This is a genomic window from Shimia sp. MIT910701 (assembly GCF_047126315.1).
Taxonomy (GTDB): domain Bacteria; phylum Pseudomonadota; class Alphaproteobacteria; order Rhodobacterales; family Rhodobacteraceae; genus Shimia.
The window spans coordinates 1,978,235-2,000,678 of the sequence record NZ_CP138953.1 but is presented as its reverse complement, the minus strand read 5'-3'; the positions used below and the strand labels follow the sequence as shown (position 1 = coordinate 2,000,678).

Sequence of the window (22,444 nt, the reverse complement as noted above, 5' to 3'; positions counted from 1 at the left end):
TTGGCGGAGGCCGTGGTGTCTAACCGGGTTGTACCGTCGTAAACCGGCAAGTGACTTCCGTATCGTTTAGCCCCGAACCAACCTGCAGCGGCTCCTCCAAGGACAAGTGCGGATCGTCTTGTGAATGTTTTCATGGGCTGTCGAGATCGCTTATTGAAGTGATGTATTTTAACTCGCCTAACAGCGCATCTGCAAACTCCTTTGGCGCTTCGAGATGGGGGATATGTCCAACGTAGTTCAACACAGTAAGGCGCGCATTAGGGAGCAGCGCGGCTAGTTCTTGCCCCTGATGAAGTGGTGTGACGGTGTCTTTATCACCCCAGATCAGCGCTACTGGCATATCAAGCGTGCGCCATTCTTCAGGGTCCATGCTGTTGCTATCTAGGGGCGTTTTGAACAACTGAGGGATCCAGTCTGAAACGGCTTGGGTGTAGCCTTGACGTGACATCGGAGTTTGCAGGGACGCGACCATTGCTGGGTCGATCTTATCGGTTCTGTGCATGAATTTTTTCAAAAACCACTTTGTCAAAAGTGGGTTTGTCGCTGTTGCTGCCGTCGCGAGTTTCCGGACATTTCTGTTCTGAATGGGAAAAGGGACATCCTTGGGCGTGTGCCGGTCCGCCAACCCCATGGCCCTGGACACAATGACGTACCCTGAGACCAAATCAGGACGCATCATAACAGCTTCTGTCGCGGGGCCAGCTGCAACGGAATGCGCAACAAGAATGGGCTTGTCCCCCAGCGCCTCTAGCAAGCCGATCATTCGGGCCGCCTGCGCTTGTCGTTCGTAGGTCGGGGCTTTCGGATGCTCCGACCAGCCAAACGGTGGCATGTCGAACGCTGTCACAAGGTATCCCTCGGGTGCAATATTATGCTGGGTTTCGGCCCAAATATCGGACCAAGCGGCTGTGCCGTGCGCTAGCAAGACACGGGGCGTTTCGGGCACGCCTTTTTCGACAATAAAGAAAGCCCCGTGAGAGGTGTCGATGAGGCGCCCTTGGTCAGGTAGCCCCTCTGCAAACGCCAGCACTTCACGATTGGAGGCTATCCACGCAAAAACAAATGCAATGGCGATGCACAGCGAAACCAGGCTTCCTGTCAACCAAAGAAATCTTTTGATCATTCATGCTCTTATACAGGTGTCCCGCTGATTGTGTCAAAAAATCACCCAACGGCATAAGTAAGATACTCCATAAGTCTTAAAACCTTGCTTTTTTTGCAGAAACGGTCTCACCTAGACATCCGCCACTTGTGCCAAACGGAGATCCCTATGCGGTGCTGTCAGACTAATTCGAACGAGTCTCAGCTAGGACAGAGTTTCGCCCTTTATTCGGCGCTAAGTTGGCGCCACTCGGTCAGAGCGGCGACGCGGTTCAGTTTGAAATGTTGTCTAGAATAGAGACTGCGCTCCGAATTGAAGAGGTTGAGAACAGATGCGAACTTCTGCAGACTTCGCAATCGTCGGAAGCGCAGCATCGCCCTCTCTCTTCGTCGAAATGGCAGATGAGAATTCTCTGCGCGATTGTTCACCCAGCGGCCAGTTTCCTGCCTATCCGCGTTGCCAATTACCCTCATCGCGGCACCGTAAGAGCGGAGTTTGTCGGTTACCAGTGTGCCTGGCCGACCGTAACGCCGCATTGATTTCTTGAGAAATTTCAATGCTGCCTTCCTATCTCGCGTCTTCGTCACATAGCTTTCTAGGACCTCACCCTCATGATCAACGGCCCGCCAAAAGTAGTACCGCTCGCCGTTGATCTTCACGAACATTTCGCCCAGATGCCATTTCCAATTTGAGTGGCAACGCATCGACTGAGATCGTCTCTTGCGGATTTCTGATGCGAATTTGGGACCGAAGCGTTGCCACCAAAACCGAACAGATTCATAGCTTACGTCGATGCCGCGTTCGTGTAGCAGATCTTCGACGTTCCTGAGCGACAGTGGAAACCGAATGTACATCATCACAGCCAAGCGGATAATCTCAGGGCTGGTTTTGAAGTAGCGAAATGGGGATTTGTTCGTCATCGCTGGACGCTAATGTGCGCCCTGCTCGCTTCAAGCCGGTTTCCTCTGACAAGGCCCTCCTACCTCCTCCGCCGCTCCCGGCTCTGTTCACGGCGCGCAAGATTAATCGGATGCTCGCGCCCAAGCGTGCGATAGAACCCATTGCCTGTGGACCAGTTGAGGAACTGCGAGAAGCTGTCGACCTGATCATCATTGCGGCCGCGCGGAAAGCCCTGCAGCTCACGCTTAAACGCAGGAAGCCAGTCCGCTTCACGTGGCAAGAGCACGTTACCTTCTTCCACCGGAGAGCAGGCGGCGTTGAAACGGATTTCCTTGTCTTTGTCCGGCCGGATCGCCTGATAGCGACTGCGGTCGTCCATAAACAGTTTTTGGAACAGCGGCTTACCACTGGCGGCGTCCTCTATGAGCACCCGATCGGGATCCCACTGACGCACAAGGCTTTTGGCTTTGGCCTCAAGGTCAGGAAAGTCGAGCTGCCTGCGGTACACATCCAACAAATGCCAGCCGTTTCCGGTGAACCCCCAGGTCGTGCAAACCGAGAAGTCAGACCGGGGATCGGCAGACATGCCGGTATCCCAGCTCTGAACTACCATCTGATAGGCCGACCGCGGCAATGCCTCCTCATATGTCCCAAACCACTCCCAACGCAGGGTCGAGCCATCTGGTGCGATCGGGTTCTGTTGGTACTGACAATTGAACGTGGCCGTCCCCATTTCCTTGCGCATCCGTTCCAGAGTTTTGCGGTCTGTGCTTTCCGGAAAGAGGATGTCGCCGACTTTACGCTGATGGATCTCCCCAAGACTAATCGGAATATCCACTTCCTCTTCGGCGATCGCGGGAAGATTGAGATGGCGATACGTGCCCTTGTCGAGCAGATAGCCCGCAGGGTCCATTTCATGCAGACGCTGGGCAATCATCACAACGCGACCTTCAGAAGGATTATCAAAACGGGATAGCAAAGAGCCCTCAATGAACACCTGTGCCCGCTCAAGCTCCGCTTCGGAATTGGCATCCGCAGCCTTCAAAAGGTCATCGATGATAATGTAGTCTGCCCCATGGCCCGTGACGGCGCCACCGATGGAGACGGCCTTGCGGCCGCCCCCTTTTGTTGTTTTGATTTCTTCTTGCGTGTTGCCTTTTCTGGCGAGGCGGGTTCCAGGGAACAGGCGTTGATACCAGCCTGAGTACATTACCTTGCGGGTCGCCTCCGAGTGGAGACGCGCAAGATCCAAACCATAGCTGGCAACAATGATCTTGGCGTGGGGATTGTGTCCCAATACGAATGCCACAAACGCAACCGCCACCGTAACCGACTTGAGATGACGAGGCGGCACGTTGATGATCAGCCGCTGGTTTGCGCCAGTGCGGACGTTGTCCAACTCGTGGCACATCGCGCTAACGTGCCAGGCCGGAACAAACGCGCCTTCTTTTCCAGGGTGCAAAGTTCCGAAGGTTTTCCAGACGAAGGCAAGGAAGTTGGTCCGATAGTGCGCCTCAGCGACCCGGACATCCATCCGAGGATCATGCAAGGTCATGGGTCACCTCCATCACTCTCATTTTTCTTCGGCTTGTAGTTTGTTTCAGAGCCAAAACCATTCTCACGAACCTTTTGGGCAAAATACTGCAACACGGCCTCGTCGGTCTGATCTGGCAGAATGGTCTGGCCACTCTGTTCGCCATCGATTTCGACCTGCTGCATCTGTTCTGCATCGAACTGAAGCAACAACTTCAACGCTCCCGCATCTCCCGAAAGGGCCTTCGCCAAGATGCGCTTGGCCACCGCTTCCGCCTTGGAGATTGTCACTTCTTGACCGCCCTCACGGATGGTAACCTTGCGTTCCATCTCGCGTTTAATACTGGCGACAACGCCCTTTGCCCCTTTCGGACGCCCTTTCGGATTGCCCGAGCGTCCCTTTTTGAACTGGCTGTGTTTCGGCGGCTTTCCGTAGCCGACTTCATAGTCAGGGTCCTGCTTAGACATGAGCCAGCTCCTTGCCTTCGGGGGCGGTCAACTGATTGACCAGCTCATCAAAGCGCTTGCCGGTAGAGGCATGAACAGCCTTATGGCCCGTCATGTCCTGCCAACGGCGGATGGTGACATCGACGTAAAGCGGATCCAACTCAATCAACCGCGCGCAACGTCCAGTCTTTTCTGCCGCCAGCAGCGTGGCTCCTGATCCCCCAAAGGCGTCCAGCACAACATCGCCGCGGTGAGTGACATCCATAATGGCATCCGCAACAAGATCGGTCGGCTTGACCGTCGGGTGATCCACCAGATCAGCATCACGTGACTTTCCGAAGCTGTTTACGCCCGCGTAATCCCAAACATTGGTGCGGTTGCGACCATGTTTGCCCAACGCGACATTATTGATATGCGGCGCTCCAGGTTTCTTGAAGATGCAGACCAGTTCATGTTTGGAGCGATAGAGACTGCCCATCCCACCATTGGTCTTGTTCCAAACGCAAAGATTGATCAGATCAAGACCTGCTGCCTTTCCGGTCGCGATCAACTCTTCGATGTGGCGCCAATCCATACAAACATTCGCTATCCCGCCGTCAGGCAAATGATGCGCAAGCTGGCCCATAACTTCATTCAAAAAGTTGCGGAACTCAGCGTCCGACATCTCCCCCGAACCAATAGCGAACTCGCGGTGCCCGCTACCGCTTCCCGAGCGCACATGACCCTGCACCGGCACGTTGTAAGGCGGGTCTGTAAAGACCATGCGGGGGACTTTTCCCTCCAACACATGTGCATAGCTATCCGCTTCAAGAGAATTGCCGCAAAGCACGCGATGATCTCCGAGGATCCAAGTGTCTCCGGGCTGCGTCACCGCAGGTTTGGATTTATCCGGAGCCGCAACAACCTCGGCAGGTGAAGTTTCCGTTTGAGGAGAGCCACCAATAACAATGTCAATCTCAGGCATTTCGAACCCGGTGATTTCCAGACCAAAGTCCAGATCATCTGCAAGGCTCATGTCCATCAGGTCGGCAAATTCAATTTGCAATGCCTCCTCGTTCCAGTCGGAAAGCTCAGCGAGTTTGTTGTCGGCGACACGCAGCGCACGCACCTCGGGATCGGTCAGGTGCGTCGCGATCACAGTTGGCACTGATTTCAACCCGAGAGACTTAGCGGCTTGATAGCGGCCGTGCCCCGCGATGATGACACCGTCACCATCCACCAATATCGGTGTCACAAATCCAAACTGCTTCACTGAGGCTTTGAGCTTGGTGATGTTTTTCTCGCGATGCACGCGGTTGTTGTTCTTGTAAGGCTTAAGATCGCCGACCGGGGTTTGGATGACTTTGTCGGCCATCCAGATCGTTTGGGTCTTTGCTCCCACAGGAGGGCGCGATTTGGGGCAGTTCATAACTGGCTCCATTTTTAGTGCCGACAAACGCGGCGTTTTCAAAATGGATCGCATTAGTAGAATGGAGAGGTCCGAAAGCGGAACTCGCCAGATCTTGCGATCCAGTGTGTCCCCGCTGTAAGTGCGCCAGGCAAAAACCCAGCACAGGTGTCATTAGATTTCTTGCGCCTCTCTCACGCATCCAATGACAAGCCCAAACTAGGAGCCCACGCGATGAAGCGCAAGTGGTTTTCGAACAAAATTTAGCACTAACCTATTGTTATACATATAATTATGGGTGTGGTATCTTCGATCAACGCTGCACAAAAGGTAAGTTGTTCCCTCATCCGAATAGACTGGACTAAGTGCCCAGACCACGCATCACTAGTCACAGGCTCGATCAATTCGGGCTCTCCTCAGTACGGGGCACTGCCTCCGAACGCCACAATGACGAGGAGATCAATTATGACAATGCCTACTCTTGAAGACCTAAGAGCTTTGGGCCGCGAGGATCTGTCAAAGGCTTGGCAGGCGCTCCACGGCAAAGCACCACCACCACGTATGAGTCAGGTCTTTATGCGCCGTGTATTGGCATATGAGATCCAAGTGCAGCATCACGGCGGGCTTACAAAAACCGCTTTGAAAGACCTGGCACGGAAAGAGGGAAAGCGGAAACAGTCATCAAAGACCGCGCTCGGCCTCAAGCCCGGTGGCCGATTGCTGCGGGAATGGAATGGCACCACCCATGTGGTCGACGTAACCGAGGACGGCTTTCTGTGGCGCGGGCAGACTTACCGGTCGCTTTCCGTGATTGCCCGCACGATCACAGGCAGCCATTGGTCCGGGCCGCGCTTCTTCGGCTTGACGAAGACCAGAGCGCACAAATGAGCCAGACCCGCAAGATACGATGCGCCATCTACACCCGCAAATCTTCCGAGGAAAGGCTGGATCAGGATTTCAACTCATTGGACGCTCAGCATGAAGCCTGCGCTGCCTATTTCGCCAGCCAGAGGCATGAGGGCTGGAAGCTTTTGCCCACCCGCTATGATGATGGCGGCAAATCAGGTGGCACATTGGAACGCCCTGCTCTGCAACGTCTTCTGACCGATATTGACGCCGGACGGGTCGACATGGTGGTGGTCTACAAGATCGATCGACTGACGCGATCGCTTGCGGATTTCGCCAAGCTGGTTGATCGGCTCGAGGAGGCAAAGTGTTCCTTTGTCTCTGTCACCCAAGCCTTCAACACATCCTCATCCATGGGGCGGCTGACTTTGAACGTACTTCTTTCTTTTGCCCAGTTCGAAAGGGAAGTGACTGCAGAACGTATCCGCGACAAGATCGCCGCCTCCAAGAAGAAAGGCCTTTGGATGGGAGGTGTGCCGCCGCTCGGGTATGATGCGCATCCCGATCCGAACACACGGGAACTGGTGATCAATGAAGACGAGGCCCAGACCGTCGGGCGCATCTTTGAACTTTATGACGAATTGCAATGCCTGAGTGCTGTCACGCGGCAATGCGACGCCGAGGGGCTGGTTTCCAAGCGCCATGTTTTCTCGACCGGTCGTGTTCAAGGTGGGCGCCCGTTCAGTCGCGGTCAGATCTATCACATTCTGCGCAATCCAACCTATCTCGGACGTATTCGCCACAAGAACAAGAGCTTTCCCGGACAGCACACAGCTATCATCGAGAAACGGCAATGGGACCGGGTGCAGGACAAGCTTGAGGCCGCCGCAATGCGCCGTCGCGGTGGAAACGCCTCCGCGACTTTCACGTCTGACACACAAGCCGCACCGCTTTTGGGCAAATTGCGCGATGAGACAGGAGATATCCTGACCCCCTCCCACACACAAAAGGGCAATCAGCGCCACTACTACTATGTCTCAAACCGCCTGACCTCGGGCAAACCCGACCCTACCGGATGGCGTCTACCAGCCAAGGCTCTAGAGAAAGCGTTGGCACATGCCACCGCAGATCACCTGCGCACCGCCGCCCAGCGCCATCAGATTGTGATTAGTTCAGACGCGATATTATCATCGGCAGCGGCTGATGCGATGCAGGAACTTGTGGAAGCGATCAATGCGAGCGGGGCAAAAGCCCTCTCCACCATCCTCAGATCCGGCGCGATATCTGGAGAGCGGTTGCGGCTACATCTCTCCCTTAGTGACCTTGCCAAACTCCTGAACCTGCCCGCACAGGAGCTGGACAAGAACCTGTGCAAAATCGATGTCCCATTCGCCATCCGCCGCCGGGGCGTCGAGATGAAGATTGTGGCCGGGGAAACAACACCCGCCCCAGATGCGACTCTGATCCGAGCCCTGCGCAATGCTCATAATTGGGTGGCTCAAATGAAGACCGGAACATCCATCAAACAGATCGCCAGCACGACAACCATTTCGGAAAGCTACATCACCCGCATTGTCCCGATGGCCTTTTTGTCACCCCGAATCCAGTAAGCCATCCTCTCCGGGTCGCAACCTGCAGAACTTACGCTAGAAACCATCGCCCGATGCAAACTCCCAATGGACTGGCAGGCCCAAGAGCGGCTTTTTGGTTTCTCCCCAAACACCTGATCCCTGTTCAAGCTTCTGGCTTCCCTGATCAGTCCGTGCATATTCCCTGTTCGGCGATTCAAATTCCCTGTTCCGTCGCTTAGGGAATCCGCACCCTTAGTTGCTGTAAATGCTGGTAAAAGCACACTCGTTTGTGGGAAAAATCAGCTGATTCACTCAAAACTCCCTGTAAACTGACCCTTATCAGGGAAACACGCACCAAACCTCACCGGCAAAATTGGGACACTGAGACTCTTGAGATCTTTTGGGGAAATACAGCGCCACGGTGCGTCTCAGTTCAAACCGCAACCTCGCAACCGACGGAAATCGCGCCACAAATCGCAACCAATTCTGCAGGGGAAAATGAGACCGGGGTCGGTGGCGGAGGAGGTGGGATTCGAACCCACGGAGGGCGTTAACCCTCGTCGGTTTTCAAGACCGGTGCATTCGACCACTCTGCCACTCCTCCGACACGCCATCCCTACTGCCACTCTCCGCGCGGTTCAAGCGGAAAGAGCGGCGGATTTCCGACACATTCTGTTACCCGCACTTTCCTTAAAACCTAACGCGGGTTACACTCCGCGCAATTGACCGCTGCTGCGCCCCTTCAAGGACAGAGAACAGCGGCATTTGGTACGACAGGATACGAGCAGGCAAAGGGCACATAATGACCTTATTTTCAGGCGCAAACTTTCAATTTCCGCGCCGCACGGCGCCAGCCGTTTTGGTTCTTTGTGGCGTCGCGCTTGCTGGCTGCACCGATGGCGAAGACTTCAACTTCCTGAACAAAACGCCCACGACCGAGGCCGCCGCGCCGGTGGCGGGCCAAACCACCAAACTGGTGGAACGTGATGTGGAAGCGCCTGAGGTCTTCTCGACATCCGAGGCAGGCCTCTGGGATGGCCGCCCGTCCCTGGGTGGTGTGTGGGCCGCGCATCCCGACGTGGGCGACCCGGAGCGGGTCATTATCCGCAACCAGGCCAACGGCAAATTTGTGATCGGCGCTCTGTTCCGCCGCGAGCGCGATATTCCAGGCCCGCGCATTCAGGTCTCCTCTGATGCCGCAGCCGCGCTTGGCATGTTGGCCGGGGCACCTGTGGAGTTGAACATAACCGCCCTGCGCCGCGAAGAAGTGGCCGAAGAGGCCCCTGTTGATCCAGAAGCCACCGCCGAGGTTGCTGAAACGGCAGAGGTTGAAGAAGCGCCACTGGAGCCAATCGCGGCAGCAACCGCTGCCATTGCCGCGGCCGAAGCCAAGCAGGCCGCCCCTGCCCCGACACCTGCTGCACAATCCGAAGTGGCGCCCAAGCCGACCTCTTCTTCGCTCTCTAAACCCTACGTGCAGATCGGCATCTTCTCGGTGCAATCCAACGCCAACGGCGCTGCCGCGCAAATGAAGAGCGCCGGCCTGCCCGCGCTGACCAAAAAAACAACCTCGGGTGACAAGACCTTCTACCGCGTGCTGGTGGGCCCCGCGTCGAGCAAATCCGAATTGAAATCCATGACCAAGAAAGTGCACGGCATTGGCTTTACTGATGCCTATGCAGTGACCAACTGACGGAGGCCTCTGCCATGTTCAAATCCGTATTCTACGCCTGCGTGGCAGCGATTGGATTGACCGTTGCGACCAGTGAGGCCAGCGCCTTTGAAACCAAAGCCCGTGCCGCCTTTGTGATGGATCAATCCACCGGCACTGTGTTGCTGGCCAAAAACGCTGACGAAGCGCTGCCACCGGCCTCTATGTCCAAGTTGATGACGCTCTACATGGCCTTTGAGGCCGTCCGAGATGGCCGCTTGCAGATGACTGAAAAACTGCCGGTGTCGCAGCATGCGATGAACTACGGCGGCTCTACCATGTTCCTGGACACCACAGATCGGGTGGCGGTCGAGGATCTCTTGCGCGGCATCATTGTGCTGTCTGGCAATGACGCCTGCGCTGTGATCGCCGAAACCCTCAGCCCGGATGGCACCGAGGCAGGCTTTGCCCGTCTGATGACCCGCCGCGCGCGGCAAATGGGCATGACCAACTCGACCTTTGCCAACTCCAACGGCTGGCCTGCGCCCGGCCATCGCATGAGCATGCGCGACCTTTCCTTGCTGGCAAACCGCCTGATCACGGACTTCCCCGAGTTCTACCCAATGTTTGCCGAGCGCGAGTTCCAATTTGACGGCCGTGCGCCGCAAAACACGCAAAACCGCAACCCGCTACTGCGCCTCAACATTGGCGCGGACGGTCTGAAAACTGGCCACACGTCTGAGGCGGGCTACGGCCTTGTTGGCTCTGCCAAACAAGGCAACCGCCGCGTGATTTTTGCCTTCTCCGGCCTGCAAACCGCCGCCGAACGTGCCGAAGTGTCTGAGCAGATTGTCAACTGGGCCTTCCGCCAATTCTCCGAGGCCACGCTGGCCCGCGAAGGCGAACGTGTGGCCGAAGCGGACGTCTGGATGGGCAAAACCCCACGGGTTGGTCTCGTCCCGGAAAATGACATTGAAGTGCTTTTGCCCGTGCTCGCACAGAACAAGGTCAAAGCCGAGGTGATCTATAACGGCCCAATTGAGGCGCCCATCGCAAAGGGCCAATCGTTGGCGGAGCTGGTGCTCATGCCCGAAGACCTGCCAGAAATGCGCATTCCTCTTGTGGCCGAAGCAGATGTGCCCGAAGGCGGCTTTGGCATCCGTCTGCGCACGGCTGCGGGTGTTTTGATGCAGCAGTTTGGTCTCAACCTCGCAGGTGCATCGTGAGCGGACACTTCATCACGTTTGAAGGCATCGACGGTTCCGGCAAATCCACTCAAGCAAAACTTCTCGCAGACCGCCTGCGCGCGGAAGGCTTTGAGGTTGTTTTGACCCGCGAACCCGGCGGCTCTGTTGGGGCCGAAGAAATTCGGGCGCTGGTGCTTGAAGGCGACCCGGACCGTTGGTCCGCCGAAACCGAAATCCTGCTTTTTACCGCAGCCCGCCGCGACCATCTGGAACGCACAATTCTGCCTGCCGTGGCTGCTGGCAAAATTGTCATCTGTGATCGCTTCGCCGACAGCACCCGCATGTATCAGGGTCTTTCGCGTGGCGACCTGCGCGGCATTGTGGACCAATTACACAGCCTGATGATCGGCCGCGAACCCGACCTTACCGTGCTGATCGACATGGACCCAGCCACCGGTCTGGCCCGCGCCAAATCCCGCCAAACGGCCGAAGAGCGCTTTGAAGACTTTGGCCAAGCTTTGCAGGAGCAGATGCGCAAAGGCTTCCTGGACCTGTCCAAGGAATACGCCGACCGCTTCCGCGTGATCGACGGGGCCAGCGATATGGACAGCGTGTCCGACGCGGTTTACGCCACTGTGAAACAACACATCGAGGCCAGCGCGTGAGCGACGACACCGCCCCAGAGGCCGACCGCGTCACCGGCGCGCCGCATCCCCGGGAAACCGAGGTGCTCTTTGGTCAGGCATCCGCTGAACAGGACTTTCTCGCTGCGGTCAACTCGCACCGTCTGCACCACGGATGGCTGATCACCGGCCCCATTGGCGTGGGCAAAGCCACCCTGGCATGGCGCATCGCGCGCTTCCTTCTGGCCACTCCACTGGATGACGGTGCGGGTCTGTTTGGCGATCCTGTTCCACACACCAGCTTGGATGTCTCGCCAGACCACCCGGTCTCGCACCGCCTTTTGGCCCGCTCTGAGCCTGGCCTGTTCAGCATCACGCGCTCTTTGAACGAGAAAACCGGCAAGCTGCGCGACCAAATCGTCGTAGACGATGTACGCGGCTTGACCCACTTTCTGACCATGTCCTCCGCTGACGGTGGCCGTCGCGTGGTCATTGTCGACAGCGCGGATGAGATGAACGTGAACGCCGCCAACGCACTCCTCAAAATGCTTGAGGAACCGCCAGAGCGCACCACCATGCTGCTGATCTCACATCAGCCCTCGCGCTTGCTGCCAACCATCCGGTCGCGTTGTCGCGAACTGCGTCTGCATCCACTGTCGCCTGAGGACATGCACAACGCCCTCACGCAGGCTGGCTTTGAGGCCGCTGAGTCCCCAGCCCTCGCCGAACTGGCAGCAGGTTCTGTGGGTGAAGCCCTGCGGATTTTGCAAAGTGACGGCCTGGCGCTCTATGCAGAACTGATCTCGCTCTTCGCCACCGAGCAGGGCTTTGACCGGCAACGCGCCATCGCCCTCTCCAACGCCGCTGTTGGCCCCGCAAACGCCGAACGGTATGAGCTGCTGCTGACGCTGATTGACCTCTTCTTGATACGCCTCGCGCGCACCGGTGCTCTGGGACAACCTCCCGCCACCGAAGTTGCCCCCAACGAGGCACAGGTACTTAGCCGTCTGGCCCCCAATGCCTATAAAGCCCGCGCCTGGGCCGCCGCCGCACAGGAAATTTCGGATCGCACCCACCACGGCAAGGCGGTGAACCTTGACCCTGCCGCGCTTGTGCTGGATACGGTTTTCAAGATCCATCAAACCGCAACCGCCTGAGCGCCTCATGACTGACTATCCCCAGATCACCGACAGCCACTGCCACCTCGATTTCCCGGACTTCGACGGCAAACTGGATGAGTTCATCGCCCGCGCGGCTGACGTGGGCGTGACCCGCATGGTGACCATCTGCACCCGCCTGCGCAACGAACCCACCGTGCGCGCGATAGCCGAGGCTCACGCGCCAGTATTCTACGCTGCCGGCACCCACCCGATGAGCGCTGCTGAGGAGCCGCTGGCCACGGTGGACGAACTGGTCGCGCTGGCGCAACACCCCAAGTTTGTGGGTATTGGCGAAACCGGTCTGGACTACCACTACACCGCTGACAGCAAAGAGGTGCAGCAAACCTCGCTGCGCATCCACTGCGAAGCGGCGCGCGAAACCGGCTTGCCCCTGATCATCCACAGCCGTGATGCGGATGAAGACATGGCGCAGATCCTGACCGAAGAGTTTAACAAAGGCGCTTATGGCTGCGTCATGCATTGCTACAGCTCTGGGCCGGAACTGGCCCAAAAGATGCTCGATCTTGGTTTCTACCTGTCCATGTCCGGCATCGCCGCCTTCCCACGGTCTCAAGAAGTACGCGACATCTTTGCAGCCGCACCGGTGGACCGCGTGCTGGTGGAAACCGACGCACCTTACCTCGCGCCCCCGCCCTATCGCGGCAAACGCAATGAGCCGTCTTACGTGGAAAAAACCGCTCGCGTTGGCGCCGAGGTGTTTGGCATGGACTACGCCGACTTCGCCGCGCAGACACAGGCCAACTTCGAGCGCCTGTTCTCCAAAGTGACCAGCACGGCGGCCGCTGCATGAGCGCAACGCTAGCCTTCACCATTCTGGGCTGTGGCAGCTCCGGTGGCGTGCCACGCATTGGCGGCCATTGGGGCGACTGTGACCCCACCAACCCCAAAAACCGCCGACGCCGCTGCTCTTTGTTGATCGAGCGTGCAACGGCAGACGGTAAAACCACCGTACTGGTCGACACCTCACCTGACATGCGCGACCAACTTCTGTCCGCGGATGTCTTCGCGCTGGACGCCGTGGTCTACACCCATAGCCACGCGGATCACGTGCATGGCATCGATGACCTGCGTATGGTGGTCTACAACATGCGCAAACGCATTCCGGTCTGGGCGGATGGTGCCACGCAAAACGATCTGCTCAGCCGCTTTGGCTATGCATTTGTACAACCCAAAGACAGCCCCTACCCGCCGATCCTCGACTTGCACACCATCGATGACGACGATTTCACCATCTCCGGTGCTGGCGGTGACATCACCTTTAAGCCAATCAAAGTGGATCACGGCAGCATCGACGCCTTGGCCTTCCGTGTGAACGACGTGGTTTATATGCCGGACGTGGCCGAAATCTACGACGACGCCTGGCCGCAGCTGACTGACATGAAGTGCTTCATCATCGACGCCCTACGCCGCTCTCCGCACCCCACCCACGCCCATCTGGACAAAGCGCTGGAGTGGATTGCCAAACTCACACCGGAGCGCGCCGTGTTGACCAATATGCATATCGACCTCGACCACACAGTGGTGGATGGCGAGACCCCGGACCACATCACCCCCGCATTTGACGGGATGAAAATCACTTACGACCTGTAACACAGGTCACACAGCAGGACACGACACAGTTGCAAACTCTTATCTCTGTGATCCTGCCGGTCTTTTTCATTATCGGCTTTGGCTACCTCGCAGCGTGGCGCGGGCTGTTCAGTCAGCAAAACGTCGACGGATTGATGCGCTACGCCACCAACTTTGCCGTACCGGTCCTGCTCTTTCGCGCGATCTCAAACCTCGACTTGGCCGCCGAATACAACCTCAACCTACTGGGCAGCTTCTACGGGGCCGCCTTCCTGTGCTTTCTCACCGGTATGCTGGGCGCTAAATTCCTGTTTGGCCGCGACTGGGAAGACGCAACCGCCATTGGCTTTGTCTGCCTGTTTTCCAACTCGCTCTTGCTGGGCCTCGCCATCATGGAGCGCGCCTACGGCCCCGAAAGCCTGACCGGCAACTACGCCATCATCTCGATCCACGCGCCTTTCTGCTATGGGCTTGGTATAGCCACCATGGAGATCATGCGCGCGCGACACAGCTCCAAAGCCAAGATCGTGCCCACCGTGCTCAAGGCGATGTTTTCCAACGCGCTGATCATCGGCATCGGCCTTGGTTTTGTGGTCAACCTCGGCAACATCTCGGTGCCCGAACCGGCGATGCACGCGGTCAACCTCTTAGCAGGCTCAGCGCTGCCCGCCGCGCTGTTCGGCATCGGCGGCGTACTCTACCGCTACCATCCCGAAGGCGACATGCGCACCATCCTCTTCTGTTGTGCTGTCTCTCTTGGGCTGCATCCCGCACTGACCTTTGCCTTTGGCACCTGGAGTGCCATTTCCGTGGACAACCTGCGCTCCGCCATCGTCACCGCTTCCATGGCTCCCGGCATCAACGCCTACCTCTTCGCCAATATGTACGGCCGCGCCATGCGGGTGGCCGCCTCCACCGTGCTGATTGGCACCGCCCTCTCGGTGCTCACGGTTTGGCTCTGGCTGGGCACATTGCCGTGACCTCACAGCACAGCGGCTTGCGTCCACCGCAACCGCGCCCCATCTTGGCGGCCTGACCCACCACAGGAGTGCCCCAATGGCCCAAGACCCAATCCGCGTGGACATCGTCTCCGATGTCGTTTGCCCCTGGTGCATCGTTGGTTACCGCCAGCTTATGCAAGCCTCCGAGGCCACCGGCATTCCGGTAGAAACCTATTGGCACCCGTTTGAACTCAATCCGGATATGGAGGCGGAAGGCGAAAACCTGCGCGCGCACATCATGCGAAAATACGGCAGCTCCGCCGAACAGTCCCAATCCGCTCGCGACCACCTGACCTCCGTGGGCAAAGATCTCGACTTCGCGTTTCACTGGACCGAGGACAGCCGCATCTACAACACCTTTACCGCCCATCAGCTGTTGCACTGGGCCTCGGAAAGCGGACAGGCCCAAGCCCTGAAACTGGCGCTGTTTGATGCCTACTTCACCCAAGGCCGAGATGTGAGTGATCCAGAAGTCCTAATCCAGACTGCGGCTTCCATTGGTCTAAACGCGGAAGAAGCCAAGGCCGTGCTGCACGACCAACGCTATGCTGAGACCGTGCGCCAAAAAGAGCAGTTCTGGACCTCGCGTGGTGTGTCGGGTGTGCCCACCATGGTGTTTGACGCCAAACAAGCCACCTCCGGTGCGCAAGGCGTCGACACCTTTGCAAACCTGCTCCGGCACATCGCCACGTCCTAAGGCCAAAGGCCGCACAGGCCTTGCGACAATCTGGTTGTAGACAGCCCTTGGAATCGCCGATTCCGAGGGCTTTTTGCTGCGCAATTTCCTGCACGCCCCCGCCTTCTAAAGAAAGCCGTTCCCGGCACACACAACCCTAGGCGGCAAGGTCATTAAAATCCTGCCAAAGTCACCACAATCCACAAAAATATATATCCTATTCAGCCACTTAAAACCGAACTCTCACATCAGGAAGTCGGCGAAAACCCCTGCTAGTCCCCCCTATCTACCGCGCCAAACCACAAGATTTTTCCGAGTAACCGGGTGTTAAGAGCTGCCAGCTTACGTTGCCTTCAATCAGCCAGTCCGAAAACGGTATTGAACCAGACCCATGAACACAGACACATCATCATCTCAGGCCGACTGCATCGCGCTGCCGCAGCAGTTGGATTACGCACATTGCACCGAATTGCGTCTTGCAATCGAAGCCTCCCGCGGGCAACCGCTTGCGCTTGATGCGCATCATGTTGAGTTCCTTGGGGGGGCTGGCGCTGAACTGCTTTTGGCCACGCGCGCCGAATGGGCCGCACGTGAACTGCCATTTGAACTGAAACAACCATCTGACGAATTTCTAAAAGGTATGGAGCGGCTCGGCCTGCCCCATGACTGTCTTCTTGAAAGGGGCTCCGCATGACGACGAAGATTCTTGCAGTTGATGACTCCCGCACCATGCGCGCGATGATTCAAACCGCACTGACCGATGCAGGCTTTGATGTCGATCTGGCCGAGGACGGCATCGACGGTCTGGACAAACTTGGCGGCTCTGACCCTGACCTGGTCATCACCGACATCAATATGCCCCGCCTGGATGGCTTTGGCATGATCGAAGGTGTGCGTGAGCGCCCTGAGTGCGCCTCTCTGCCCATTCTCGTGCTGACCACGGAAAGCGGCGAAGAACTGAAACAACGTGCCCGTACAGCTGGCGCAACCGGCTGGATTGTAAAGCCGTTTGACGCAGAAAAGCTGGTCGCGGTCATCAATCGTCTGGTTGTCTGAAAGGAACTGAGTGATGTCCGATCTTCGTGACATGTTCTTTGAGGAATGCGACGACCTTCTTGAAGTGTTGTCCACCGGTCTGGAAGATCTCCAGAACGAGACCTCGGACGCGGAAACCATCAACGCGATGTTCCGGTCCGTGCATTCCATCAAAGGCGGCGCCGGGGCCTTTGGCCTTGATCGCCTGATCAAATTTGCCCACGCATTTGAAAACGTGCTGGACGACCTGCGCTCCGACAAGATCGGCGTAGACGCGACCATCACCGCCCTGATGTTCTCCGGCTTTGACCACCTGAGCGATCTGGTGGACGCAGCCCGCGACGACAACGACCTGCCTGACACCGACGGTGCGGCAGTTCTGGCAGAACTGAAACAGACCACCCAAAACGCCAATGGCGGCGTTGGCGGCGACGATGACGACGACGCCAACGAAGTCAGCTCGGACGATTTTGAAGTTCAAGCCATGGACTTCAGCCTCGATCTGGGTGGCGACGATGACGGTGGCATTGGCGATCTGCCAGGCCTGCCTTCTCTTGGTGGCGGCGACGACGCCACCGACGGCGCGACCCACTTTGTGGTGAAATTCAAAGCCGATCCCGTGCTTTACACCCGCGGCCACGATCCAGCCCTGCTGTTCCGTGCTCTGGGTGAGATGGGCGAGTTGTCCATCGAAGCGGACCGGTCTGAAGTGGCCCCGCTGGAAAGCCTTAAGGATGCCCCTGCGGCGATCTCTTGGACGCTGACCCTGCGCCCGGACGACGGTATCGACGAAAGCACCATCCGTGAAATCTTCGAGTTTGTCGAAGGCCAGTGCACACTGCATATCTCTGAAACCGTGGTGGAAGCCGCAGCGGAAGAAGACGCAGCACCTGTCGCAGACGCACCTGCTGCCCCCGTGGCGGAAGCCGCGCCAGCGGCAGCTGCTGCTGCACCAGTCGCAAAGGCCGAAGCCAAGCCAGCCCCTGCCAAGGCCCCAAAGGCTGAAAAGCAGGAGGCCAAAGGCGGAGACGGCGGAAAAAAGTCTTCTGAACCGCGCAACAGCACAATCCGTGTGGATCTGAACCGCGTAGACCGCCTGATCAACTTGGTCGGCGAGCTCGTGATCAGCGAAGCCATGTTGCACCAGTCGATGAATGAGCTGCCAGTGTCGGCCAACAGTGCCGTCAGCGAAGCCATTGGTCAGCTGAAAACCCTGTCCGGCGTTCTGCAAGAGAGCGTGATGGCCATTCGCGCACAACCAGTGCGTGGCCTGTTCCAGCGGATGAGCCGGATTGTGCGGGAATCTTCCCGTCAGGCTGGCAAAACCTCCCGTCTGGTGATGGTTGGGGAAGCCACCGAGGTCGACAAGACAGTGACCGAACGTCTGGTGGAACCACTGACCCACATGATCCGGAACTCGGTCGACCATGGTTTGGAAAAAGCCGAGGACCGTGTTGCCGCTGGCAAACCCGAAATGGGCACCATCAAGCTGGAAGCCGCACACCGCTCTGGTCGTGTTGTGATCTCGCTCTCTGATGACGGTGCCGGTGTGAACCGTGCCAAAGTGCGTCAGAAAGCCGAAGAAAAAGGCCTGATCCGTCCAGAGGACGATCTGACCGACAGCGACATCGACAACCTGTTGTTCCGCCCCGGTTTCTCCACCGCCGACGAGATCTCTCAGCTCTCCGGTCGTGGCGTGGGTATGGACGTTGTCCGCTCTGAAATTCAGGCGCTTGGCGGCCGCATCAACCTGCAGTCCGAGCCGGGCAAAGGCACCACGATCACCATCTCCCTGCCCCTCACTCTTGCGGTGATGGAAGGCATGCTGATCGAAGTCGCCGGCGAAAGCCTTGTTGTTCCAACCGTCGCGCTGCGTGAAACCCTGCAGCCTGGTCAGGCCAACATTCACGACTTCTGTGATGGCGACCGCGGCCTGTCCGTCAACGACTCGATGCTGCCGATTGTGGATTTGGGCGAGGCTCTTGGCTTCCGCGCACCACTGCCGGACTTCAGCAACCAGTCGCTCCTTCTGATCGAAGGGGAATCCGGACGCCGCTCAGCTCTCGCAGTGGACGGCATCGTGGAGCAACGCGAAGTGGTGATCAAAGGTTTGGAACAGAACTATCAATCCATTCCGGGCATCGCCGCCGCAACCATCCTTGGCAACGGCAAGATCGCCCTGATCGTCGATACAGATCAAATGATCCCATCGCCGGGCAACGGCAACCCAGGACTGCGTAAGGGGTCCGAATTGGCAGAGGTGAATCTCTAATGTCTGAACAAGCTACTCAAGAACAGACCGACAACCGCATTGAAATCGTGTCCTTCACCATTGGTGAGCAGGCCTTCTGTCTGGACATCGGCCATGTGCTGGAAATCCGCGGCTGGACCAACACCACCACGCTTCCACATGCACCTGACTATGTCGTCGGCATGATGAACCTGCGCGGTGCTGTGCTACCGGTGATCGACCTGTCGATGCGTCTGGGCCTTGGCAAAACCATCCCGGAAAGCCGTCACGTTATCATCATCGCACACATCGATGAGAAGAGCGTTGGCTTCCTGGTGGACGCCGTGTCCAACATCATCACCGTGAACACGGACGAGATCAAAGCCACACCAGAGGTCTCCTCTTCCAAGACCGCAGCGTTCATTCGCGGCGTCTACACCCTGGAAGAGACCATCGTTCGTGCGATCGATGTTCACCAGATCATGCCACAGGAAGCACTGTCCGCAGCATGACCCAATTGGCGCAAAAATCCCTTGAAGAAGGCACAATCAGTGATGCGGACTTTGCCGCCATTGCTGGGCTGGTGCGTGAGTGGATGGGCATCGACCTTCAGCCGCATAAGCGGACGATGGTCGCCTCCCGCCTCTCCAAGCGCCTGCGTGCCACCGGCTATGACACGGTCAACGACTACATTGACTACATGCACTCGCCTCAAGGGCGGGATGAGCAAACCCGCTTTATCAGCGCCTACACAACCAACATGACGCGCTTCAATCGCGAAGGGCATCACTTCGAACAGCTGGCCAATGACGTATTGCCGGATCTGATGGCCCAGGCACGTCGCGGCAAGCGGATTCGGATCTGGTCGGCAGGCTGTTCCAGCGGCGAAGAACCTTATGGCCTGGCATTCCACGTTCTGGATGCCTGCCCCGAGGCAGCCTCGCTTGATGTGAAGATCCTAGCATCTGACATCGACCCGGAAATTCTGGCCACGGCCAAGCGCGGCGTCTACCCGACGTCCTCGATCAACACCCTGACCAACGGTCAAGGCGCGAAGTATTTCGAGGATTTTGAAGGCGCGCGGGATCAGAAAGCGGTCTGCCAAAATGCCCGCGACCTGATCAGCTTCCGGCGTCTCAACCTGCACGGCGACTGGCCCTTCAAGGGCAAGTTCGACATCATCATGTGTCGCAACGTCGCCATCTACTTTGATGCACCGACACAAAGCCGCCTTTGGCGCAGATTTGGCGAGCAGCTCTGCCCGGACGGCCTCCTTTTCTTGGGTCATTCCGAAGGAATTGGCCCGGAACACGCCGAGCTGTTTCACACAGCCGGACGGGGCGTTTTCTCAATAGACACCTCCCGCATTGGCAGCAGAAGCGCTGATGCAACCTTGCACATGGGGAACTGAACAATGAGCTTGAAAGATAAGCTGCACATTCTGGTTGTGGACGACATGTCCACCAGCCGGGGACTCATCACACAGGCGCTCGATGAGATCGGGATCGTCAACTACCGCACCGAAAACGACGGTGCTCAGGCCTGGCGCAGCCTCGCGGCAAAGCCGGTCCACCTGATCCTGTCCGATTTCAACATGCCTGGCATGGACGGCCTCCAGCTTCTGGAAGGCATCCGCTCCAACAAGGCCACGGCACGGACAGGGTTCATCCTGATCACCGGCCGTGCCGACCCGGACACCATCAACCGCGGCGTCAAGCTGGGTATGAACAACTTCATCAAGAAGCCGTTCGAAACCGCACAACTCAAAGCCTGCATCGAGAAGGTGGTGGGGCCTCTGTAAAGGAGGCTCCCATGGGGGAACGACGAATGACAACGCGCACAACCGCAGACGTATTGACCACCATTTCCGAGGACGTGGCCGACTTGGCTTCCATCGCACATGCGCTGGATGGGTTGACCAGTGAACTGGATTTGGAAGGTGTCGATCACAATAAAATAAGGGATCTGCAGCGCGTGGACGCGCTGTTCCAGCACCTGGACGACATCGCGGTTTTGCTTGGCAACATGTCATCAATGATTGGCGCCGGACCGGATCTGAATGTGCAGGATCTCTCCGACAGCGTCCGTCTGGATTACCTCAAGTCCCGTCTGTCGGACGCAGAAAAAACCCGCGCAATCTCGCCTGATGCAGGCAACGTTAACCTCTTCTGAGCCACACTCGCTCAGCCACAGTGACATTGGAATAGACCCATGAACGCCATGACAAAGATCAGCAGCGCCAGCGCAGACAGCTCCGCAACTGAGGTGCGATTTGCCGCCGAGAGCATCATCACGTCAGCAACCGATCCGCGTGGCGTGATCCAGTTTGCCAACGACACGTTTGTCGAAGTTGGCGGCTACCCGCTGGAAGAGCTCATCAATGCGCCGCACAAAATTTTGCGCCATCCCGATATGCCAAAGGGCGTATTCTACTTGATGTGGGAATGCCTGAAAGCAGGTCAACCGGTCTGCGCTTATGTGAAAAACAAGACCAAATCCGGTGGGTATTACTGGGTTCTGGCCGTGGTAACCCACACCGAAAATGGCTACCTGTCCGCCCGTATCCGCCCGGGTTCAGAGCTTTTTGAAGCCACCAAGGAAATGTATGTTTCTCTTCTTCAGGAGGAGAAAGACAACAACCTGACACCAGAGCAGAGCGGCGCGCGCCTGCTCGAGATGCTCAAAGAGGCTGGCTATCCGTCGCTGGACGACTACGGTGTCGCAGCCTTGGACATGGAATTCAAAAACCGCGACATCATCGAGCCAGGGCTGGTCAACAGTTTCGCCCTGATGGACGAGCTTGCTGTGATTATCAAAGACATGCAGGATCTGGTGAACAGCATCGAACAGGGCTTTGAGCGCGTTCGTGGCGAGCCTGTCAACCTGCGTATTCTGGCTGGGCGCCTCGAAGGTGCCGGCGCTGCCCTCGGCACGATCTCGCAGAACTACGATGCTATGGCCAAAGAAATGCACGGTCTGGTCGGCCGCCTGCACGATCCGGAAAACGGCTCTTTGGTGCAAATGTACAGCGCCGTCTCCCAAGGCCGCTGGTCCATGCAGATTGCGCAGCTGTTGGGGGAAGCCCACGGCAACTGCAGCGAAGCAGAGGCCGAAAATGAAGGCTGCCTGATGCTGAAAGAGCACCACGAGCGCCTGCAACAGCGCAGCCGTTCCCGCCTGATCGAGATTTCCTCCATCGGCAAGTCCATTCCGGACATCTGCCGCAGCCTGCGCCGCCGGATCAACGGCCTGGACGTTGTGAAGCTGCTCTGCAAAGTCGAAAGCGGCCGCATGCGCGACGTGGACAGCGGTTTGGACGGCATCATCGCCCGTCTCGAAAACTTCCACGACAACACAGACCGCCACCTGGCCGACCTCTCCGCCAAGGCGTCGCAGGTCACACAAAAAGGCAGCTCCCTTTAAGGGGCTGCCCCCACCCCGCCATTGTCGCCGCTCCCATTAGCTCCAAATAAACAACAGGAAATCACCATGCCAGTTTTCCCAA

General features: G+C 57.6%; 23 protein-coding genes and 1 tRNA gene. 18 read left to right on the top strand and 6 right to left on the bottom strand.

The window, feature by feature from the left end:
• Positions 1-130 precede the first annotated feature (130 nt).
• The 5 genes from SIB38_RS09505 to SIB38_RS09485 form a co-directional block, all read right to left on the bottom strand.
• A complete protein-coding gene (locus SIB38_RS09505) occupies positions 131-1,123 on the bottom strand; it encodes an alpha/beta fold hydrolase (protein WP_412551889.1) in 993 nt (330 codons plus the stop codon).
• A gap of 203 nt (positions 1,124-1,326) precedes the next feature.
• Positions 1,327-2,022 carry an IS6 family transposase gene (locus SIB38_RS09500; RefSeq protein WP_412551888.1) on the bottom strand — a complete coding sequence of 232 codons (696 nt, stop codon included), beginning with the start codon at positions 2,020-2,022 and terminating at the stop codon, positions 1,327-1,329.
• A 59-nt stretch (positions 2,023-2,081) separates the two neighbouring features.
• Entirely contained in the window at positions 2,082-3,557 is a 1,476-nt protein-coding gene (gene terL / locus SIB38_RS09495; protein WP_412551887.1) for a phage terminase large subunit, read from the bottom strand.
• Entirely contained in the window at positions 3,554-4,003 is a 450-nt protein-coding gene (locus tag SIB38_RS09490; protein ID WP_412551886.1) for a DUF5681 domain-containing protein, read from the bottom strand. The genes terL and SIB38_RS09490 overlap by 4 nt, the downstream gene beginning before the upstream one ends.
• Positions 3,996-5,444, bottom strand: a complete 1,449-nt coding sequence (locus SIB38_RS09485; RefSeq protein WP_412551885.1) for a site-specific DNA-methyltransferase — start codon at positions 5,442-5,444, stop codon at positions 3,996-3,998. Before SIB38_RS09485 ends, SIB38_RS09490 begins: the two co-directional genes overlap by 8 nt.
• A gap of 390 nt (positions 5,445-5,834) precedes the next feature.
• Between SIB38_RS09485 and SIB38_RS09480 the strand changes: the two genes are divergently transcribed.
• Both SIB38_RS09480 and SIB38_RS09475 read left to right on the top strand, forming a co-directional pair.
• A complete protein-coding gene (locus SIB38_RS09480; protein ID WP_412551884.1) occupies positions 5,835-6,257 on the top strand; it encodes a DUF2924 domain-containing protein in 423 nt (140 codons plus the stop codon).
• Positions 6,254-7,825: a recombinase family protein gene (locus SIB38_RS09475; RefSeq protein ID WP_412551883.1), complete on the top strand. Its 1,572-nt coding sequence runs from the start codon at positions 6,254-6,256 to the stop codon at positions 7,823-7,825. The genes SIB38_RS09480 and SIB38_RS09475 overlap by 4 nt, the downstream gene beginning before the upstream one ends.
• 475 nt (positions 7,826-8,300) lie before the next feature.
• On the opposite strand, the gene SIB38_RS09470 is transcribed toward SIB38_RS09475, so the two are convergent.
• Positions 8,301-8,390: transfer RNA gene (locus tag SIB38_RS09470), tRNA-Ser, on the bottom strand.
• Between the two features lie 198 nt (positions 8,391-8,588).
• Between SIB38_RS09470 and SIB38_RS09465 the strand changes: the two genes are divergently transcribed.
• The 16 genes from SIB38_RS09465 (at position 8,589) to SIB38_RS09390 (ending at position 22,362) form a co-directional block, all read left to right on the top strand.
• Positions 8,589-9,479 (top strand): SPOR domain-containing protein, encoded by an 891-nt coding sequence (locus SIB38_RS09465; protein WP_412551882.1) that lies wholly within the window; start codon positions 8,589-8,591, stop codon positions 9,477-9,479.
• Positions 9,480-9,493: 14 nt separating this feature from the next.
• Positions 9,494-10,663: a D-alanyl-D-alanine carboxypeptidase family protein gene (locus tag SIB38_RS09460; RefSeq protein WP_412551881.1), complete on the top strand. Its 1,170-nt coding sequence runs from the start codon at positions 9,494-9,496 to the stop codon at positions 10,661-10,663.
• The gene (tmk, locus tag SIB38_RS09455) at positions 10,660-11,289 is read left to right on the top strand and encodes a dTMP kinase (RefSeq protein WP_294118164.1); all 630 of its coding nucleotides are present in this window, start codon (positions 10,660-10,662) and stop codon (positions 11,287-11,289) included. Before SIB38_RS09460 ends, tmk begins: the two co-directional genes overlap by 4 nt.
• Positions 11,286-12,404, top strand: a complete 1,119-nt coding sequence (locus SIB38_RS09450; RefSeq protein ID WP_294118165.1) for a DNA polymerase III subunit delta' — start codon at positions 11,286-11,288, stop codon at positions 12,402-12,404. The genes tmk and SIB38_RS09450 overlap by 4 nt, the downstream gene beginning before the upstream one ends.
• A 7-nt stretch (positions 12,405-12,411) precedes the next feature.
• Positions 12,412-13,218: a TatD family hydrolase gene (locus tag SIB38_RS09445; protein ID WP_294118167.1), complete on the top strand. Its 807-nt coding sequence runs from the start codon at positions 12,412-12,414 to the stop codon at positions 13,216-13,218.
• Positions 13,215-14,018 (top strand): MBL fold metallo-hydrolase, encoded by an 804-nt coding sequence (locus SIB38_RS09440; protein ID WP_412551880.1) that lies wholly within the window; start codon positions 13,215-13,217, stop codon positions 14,016-14,018. The genes SIB38_RS09445 and SIB38_RS09440 overlap by 4 nt, the downstream gene beginning before the upstream one ends.
• A 29-nt stretch (positions 14,019-14,047) precedes the next feature.
• Positions 14,048-14,977, top strand: coding sequence for an AEC family transporter (locus SIB38_RS09435; protein ID WP_412551879.1), 930 nt, complete (start codon positions 14,048-14,050; stop codon positions 14,975-14,977).
• A gap of 76 nt (positions 14,978-15,053) precedes the next feature.
• On the top strand, positions 15,054-15,695 hold the full coding sequence (locus SIB38_RS09430) for a DsbA family oxidoreductase (RefSeq protein ID WP_294118173.1): 642 nt from the start codon (positions 15,054-15,056) through the stop codon (positions 15,693-15,695).
• A gap of 370 nt (positions 15,696-16,065) precedes the next feature.
• On the top strand, positions 16,066-16,368 hold the full coding sequence (locus SIB38_RS09425) for an STAS domain-containing protein (protein ID WP_294118175.1): 303 nt from the start codon (positions 16,066-16,068) through the stop codon (positions 16,366-16,368).
• Entirely contained in the window at positions 16,365-16,730 is a 366-nt protein-coding gene (locus SIB38_RS09420; protein ID WP_164646190.1) for a response regulator, read from the top strand. The genes SIB38_RS09425 and SIB38_RS09420 overlap by 4 nt, the downstream gene beginning before the upstream one ends.
• Positions 16,731-16,743: 13 nt before the next feature.
• A complete protein-coding gene (locus SIB38_RS09415; RefSeq protein WP_412551878.1) occupies positions 16,744-18,981 on the top strand; it encodes a chemotaxis protein CheA in 2,238 nt (745 codons plus the stop codon).
• Complete coding sequence (locus SIB38_RS09410; RefSeq protein WP_168591686.1) at positions 18,981-19,451, top strand: chemotaxis protein CheW; 471 nt, start codon at positions 18,981-18,983, stop codon at positions 19,449-19,451. Before SIB38_RS09415 ends, SIB38_RS09410 begins: the two co-directional genes overlap by 1 nt.
• Complete coding sequence (locus SIB38_RS09405) at positions 19,448-20,350, top strand: CheR family methyltransferase (protein ID WP_294118187.1); 903 nt, start codon at positions 19,448-19,450, stop codon at positions 20,348-20,350. The genes SIB38_RS09410 and SIB38_RS09405 overlap by 4 nt, the downstream gene beginning before the upstream one ends.
• A gap of 3 nt (positions 20,351-20,353) precedes the next feature.
• Positions 20,354-20,740, top strand: coding sequence for a response regulator (locus SIB38_RS09400; RefSeq protein ID WP_294118189.1), 387 nt, complete (start codon positions 20,354-20,356; stop codon positions 20,738-20,740).
• 26 nt (positions 20,741-20,766) lie between these two features.
• Complete coding sequence (locus SIB38_RS09395; protein WP_294118191.1) at positions 20,767-21,111, top strand: hypothetical protein; 345 nt, start codon at positions 20,767-20,769, stop codon at positions 21,109-21,111.
• Positions 21,112-21,150: 39 nt separating this feature from the next.
• Positions 21,151-22,362, top strand: a complete 1,212-nt coding sequence (locus tag SIB38_RS09390) for a PAS domain-containing protein (protein WP_294118193.1) — start codon at positions 21,151-21,153, stop codon at positions 22,360-22,362.
• The last annotated feature ends 82 nt before the right edge of the window (positions 22,363-22,444 follow it).

Coding starts and splice junctions, on each gene's coding strand:
- SIB38_RS09505 (WP_412551889.1), bottom strand. CDS start 1,123: ATGATCAAAAGATTTCTTTGGTTGACAGGAAGCCTGGTTTCGCTGTGC.
- SIB38_RS09500 (WP_412551888.1), bottom strand. CDS start 2,022: ATGACGAACAAATCCCCATTTCGCTACTTCAAAACCAGCCCTGAGATT.
- terL (WP_412551887.1), bottom strand. CDS start 3,557: ATGACCTTGCATGATCCTCGGATGGATGTCCGGGTCGCTGAGGCGCAC.
- SIB38_RS09490 (WP_412551886.1), bottom strand. CDS start 4,003: ATGTCTAAGCAGGACCCTGACTATGAAGTCGGCTACGGAAAGCCGCCG.
- SIB38_RS09485 (WP_412551885.1), bottom strand. CDS start 5,444: ATGCGATCCATTTTGAAAACGCCGCGTTTGTCGGCACTAAAAATGGAG.
- SIB38_RS09480 (WP_412551884.1), top strand. CDS start 5,835: ATGACAATGCCTACTCTTGAAGACCTAAGAGCTTTGGGCCGCGAGGAT.
- SIB38_RS09475 (WP_412551883.1), top strand. CDS start 6,254: ATGAGCCAGACCCGCAAGATACGATGCGCCATCTACACCCGCAAATCT.
- SIB38_RS09465 (WP_412551882.1), top strand. CDS start 8,589: ATGACCTTATTTTCAGGCGCAAACTTTCAATTTCCGCGCCGCACGGCG.
- SIB38_RS09460 (WP_412551881.1), top strand. CDS start 9,494: ATGTTCAAATCCGTATTCTACGCCTGCGTGGCAGCGATTGGATTGACC.
- SIB38_RS09445 (WP_294118167.1), top strand. CDS start 12,412: ATGACTGACTATCCCCAGATCACCGACAGCCACTGCCACCTCGATTTC.
- SIB38_RS09440 (WP_412551880.1), top strand. CDS start 13,215: ATGAGCGCAACGCTAGCCTTCACCATTCTGGGCTGTGGCAGCTCCGGT.
- SIB38_RS09430 (WP_294118173.1), top strand. CDS start 15,054: ATGGCCCAAGACCCAATCCGCGTGGACATCGTCTCCGATGTCGTTTGC.
- SIB38_RS09425 (WP_294118175.1), top strand. CDS start 16,066: ATGAACACAGACACATCATCATCTCAGGCCGACTGCATCGCGCTGCCG.
- SIB38_RS09420 (WP_164646190.1), top strand. CDS start 16,365: ATGACGACGAAGATTCTTGCAGTTGATGACTCCCGCACCATGCGCGCG.
- SIB38_RS09415 (WP_412551878.1), top strand. CDS start 16,744: ATGTCCGATCTTCGTGACATGTTCTTTGAGGAATGCGACGACCTTCTT.
- SIB38_RS09410 (WP_168591686.1), top strand. CDS start 18,981: ATGTCTGAACAAGCTACTCAAGAACAGACCGACAACCGCATTGAAATC.
- SIB38_RS09405 (WP_294118187.1), top strand. CDS start 19,448: ATGACCCAATTGGCGCAAAAATCCCTTGAAGAAGGCACAATCAGTGAT.
- SIB38_RS09400 (WP_294118189.1), top strand. CDS start 20,354: ATGAGCTTGAAAGATAAGCTGCACATTCTGGTTGTGGACGACATGTCC.
- SIB38_RS09395 (WP_294118191.1), top strand. CDS start 20,767: ATGACAACGCGCACAACCGCAGACGTATTGACCACCATTTCCGAGGAC.
- SIB38_RS09390 (WP_294118193.1), top strand. CDS start 21,151: ATGAACGCCATGACAAAGATCAGCAGCGCCAGCGCAGACAGCTCCGCA.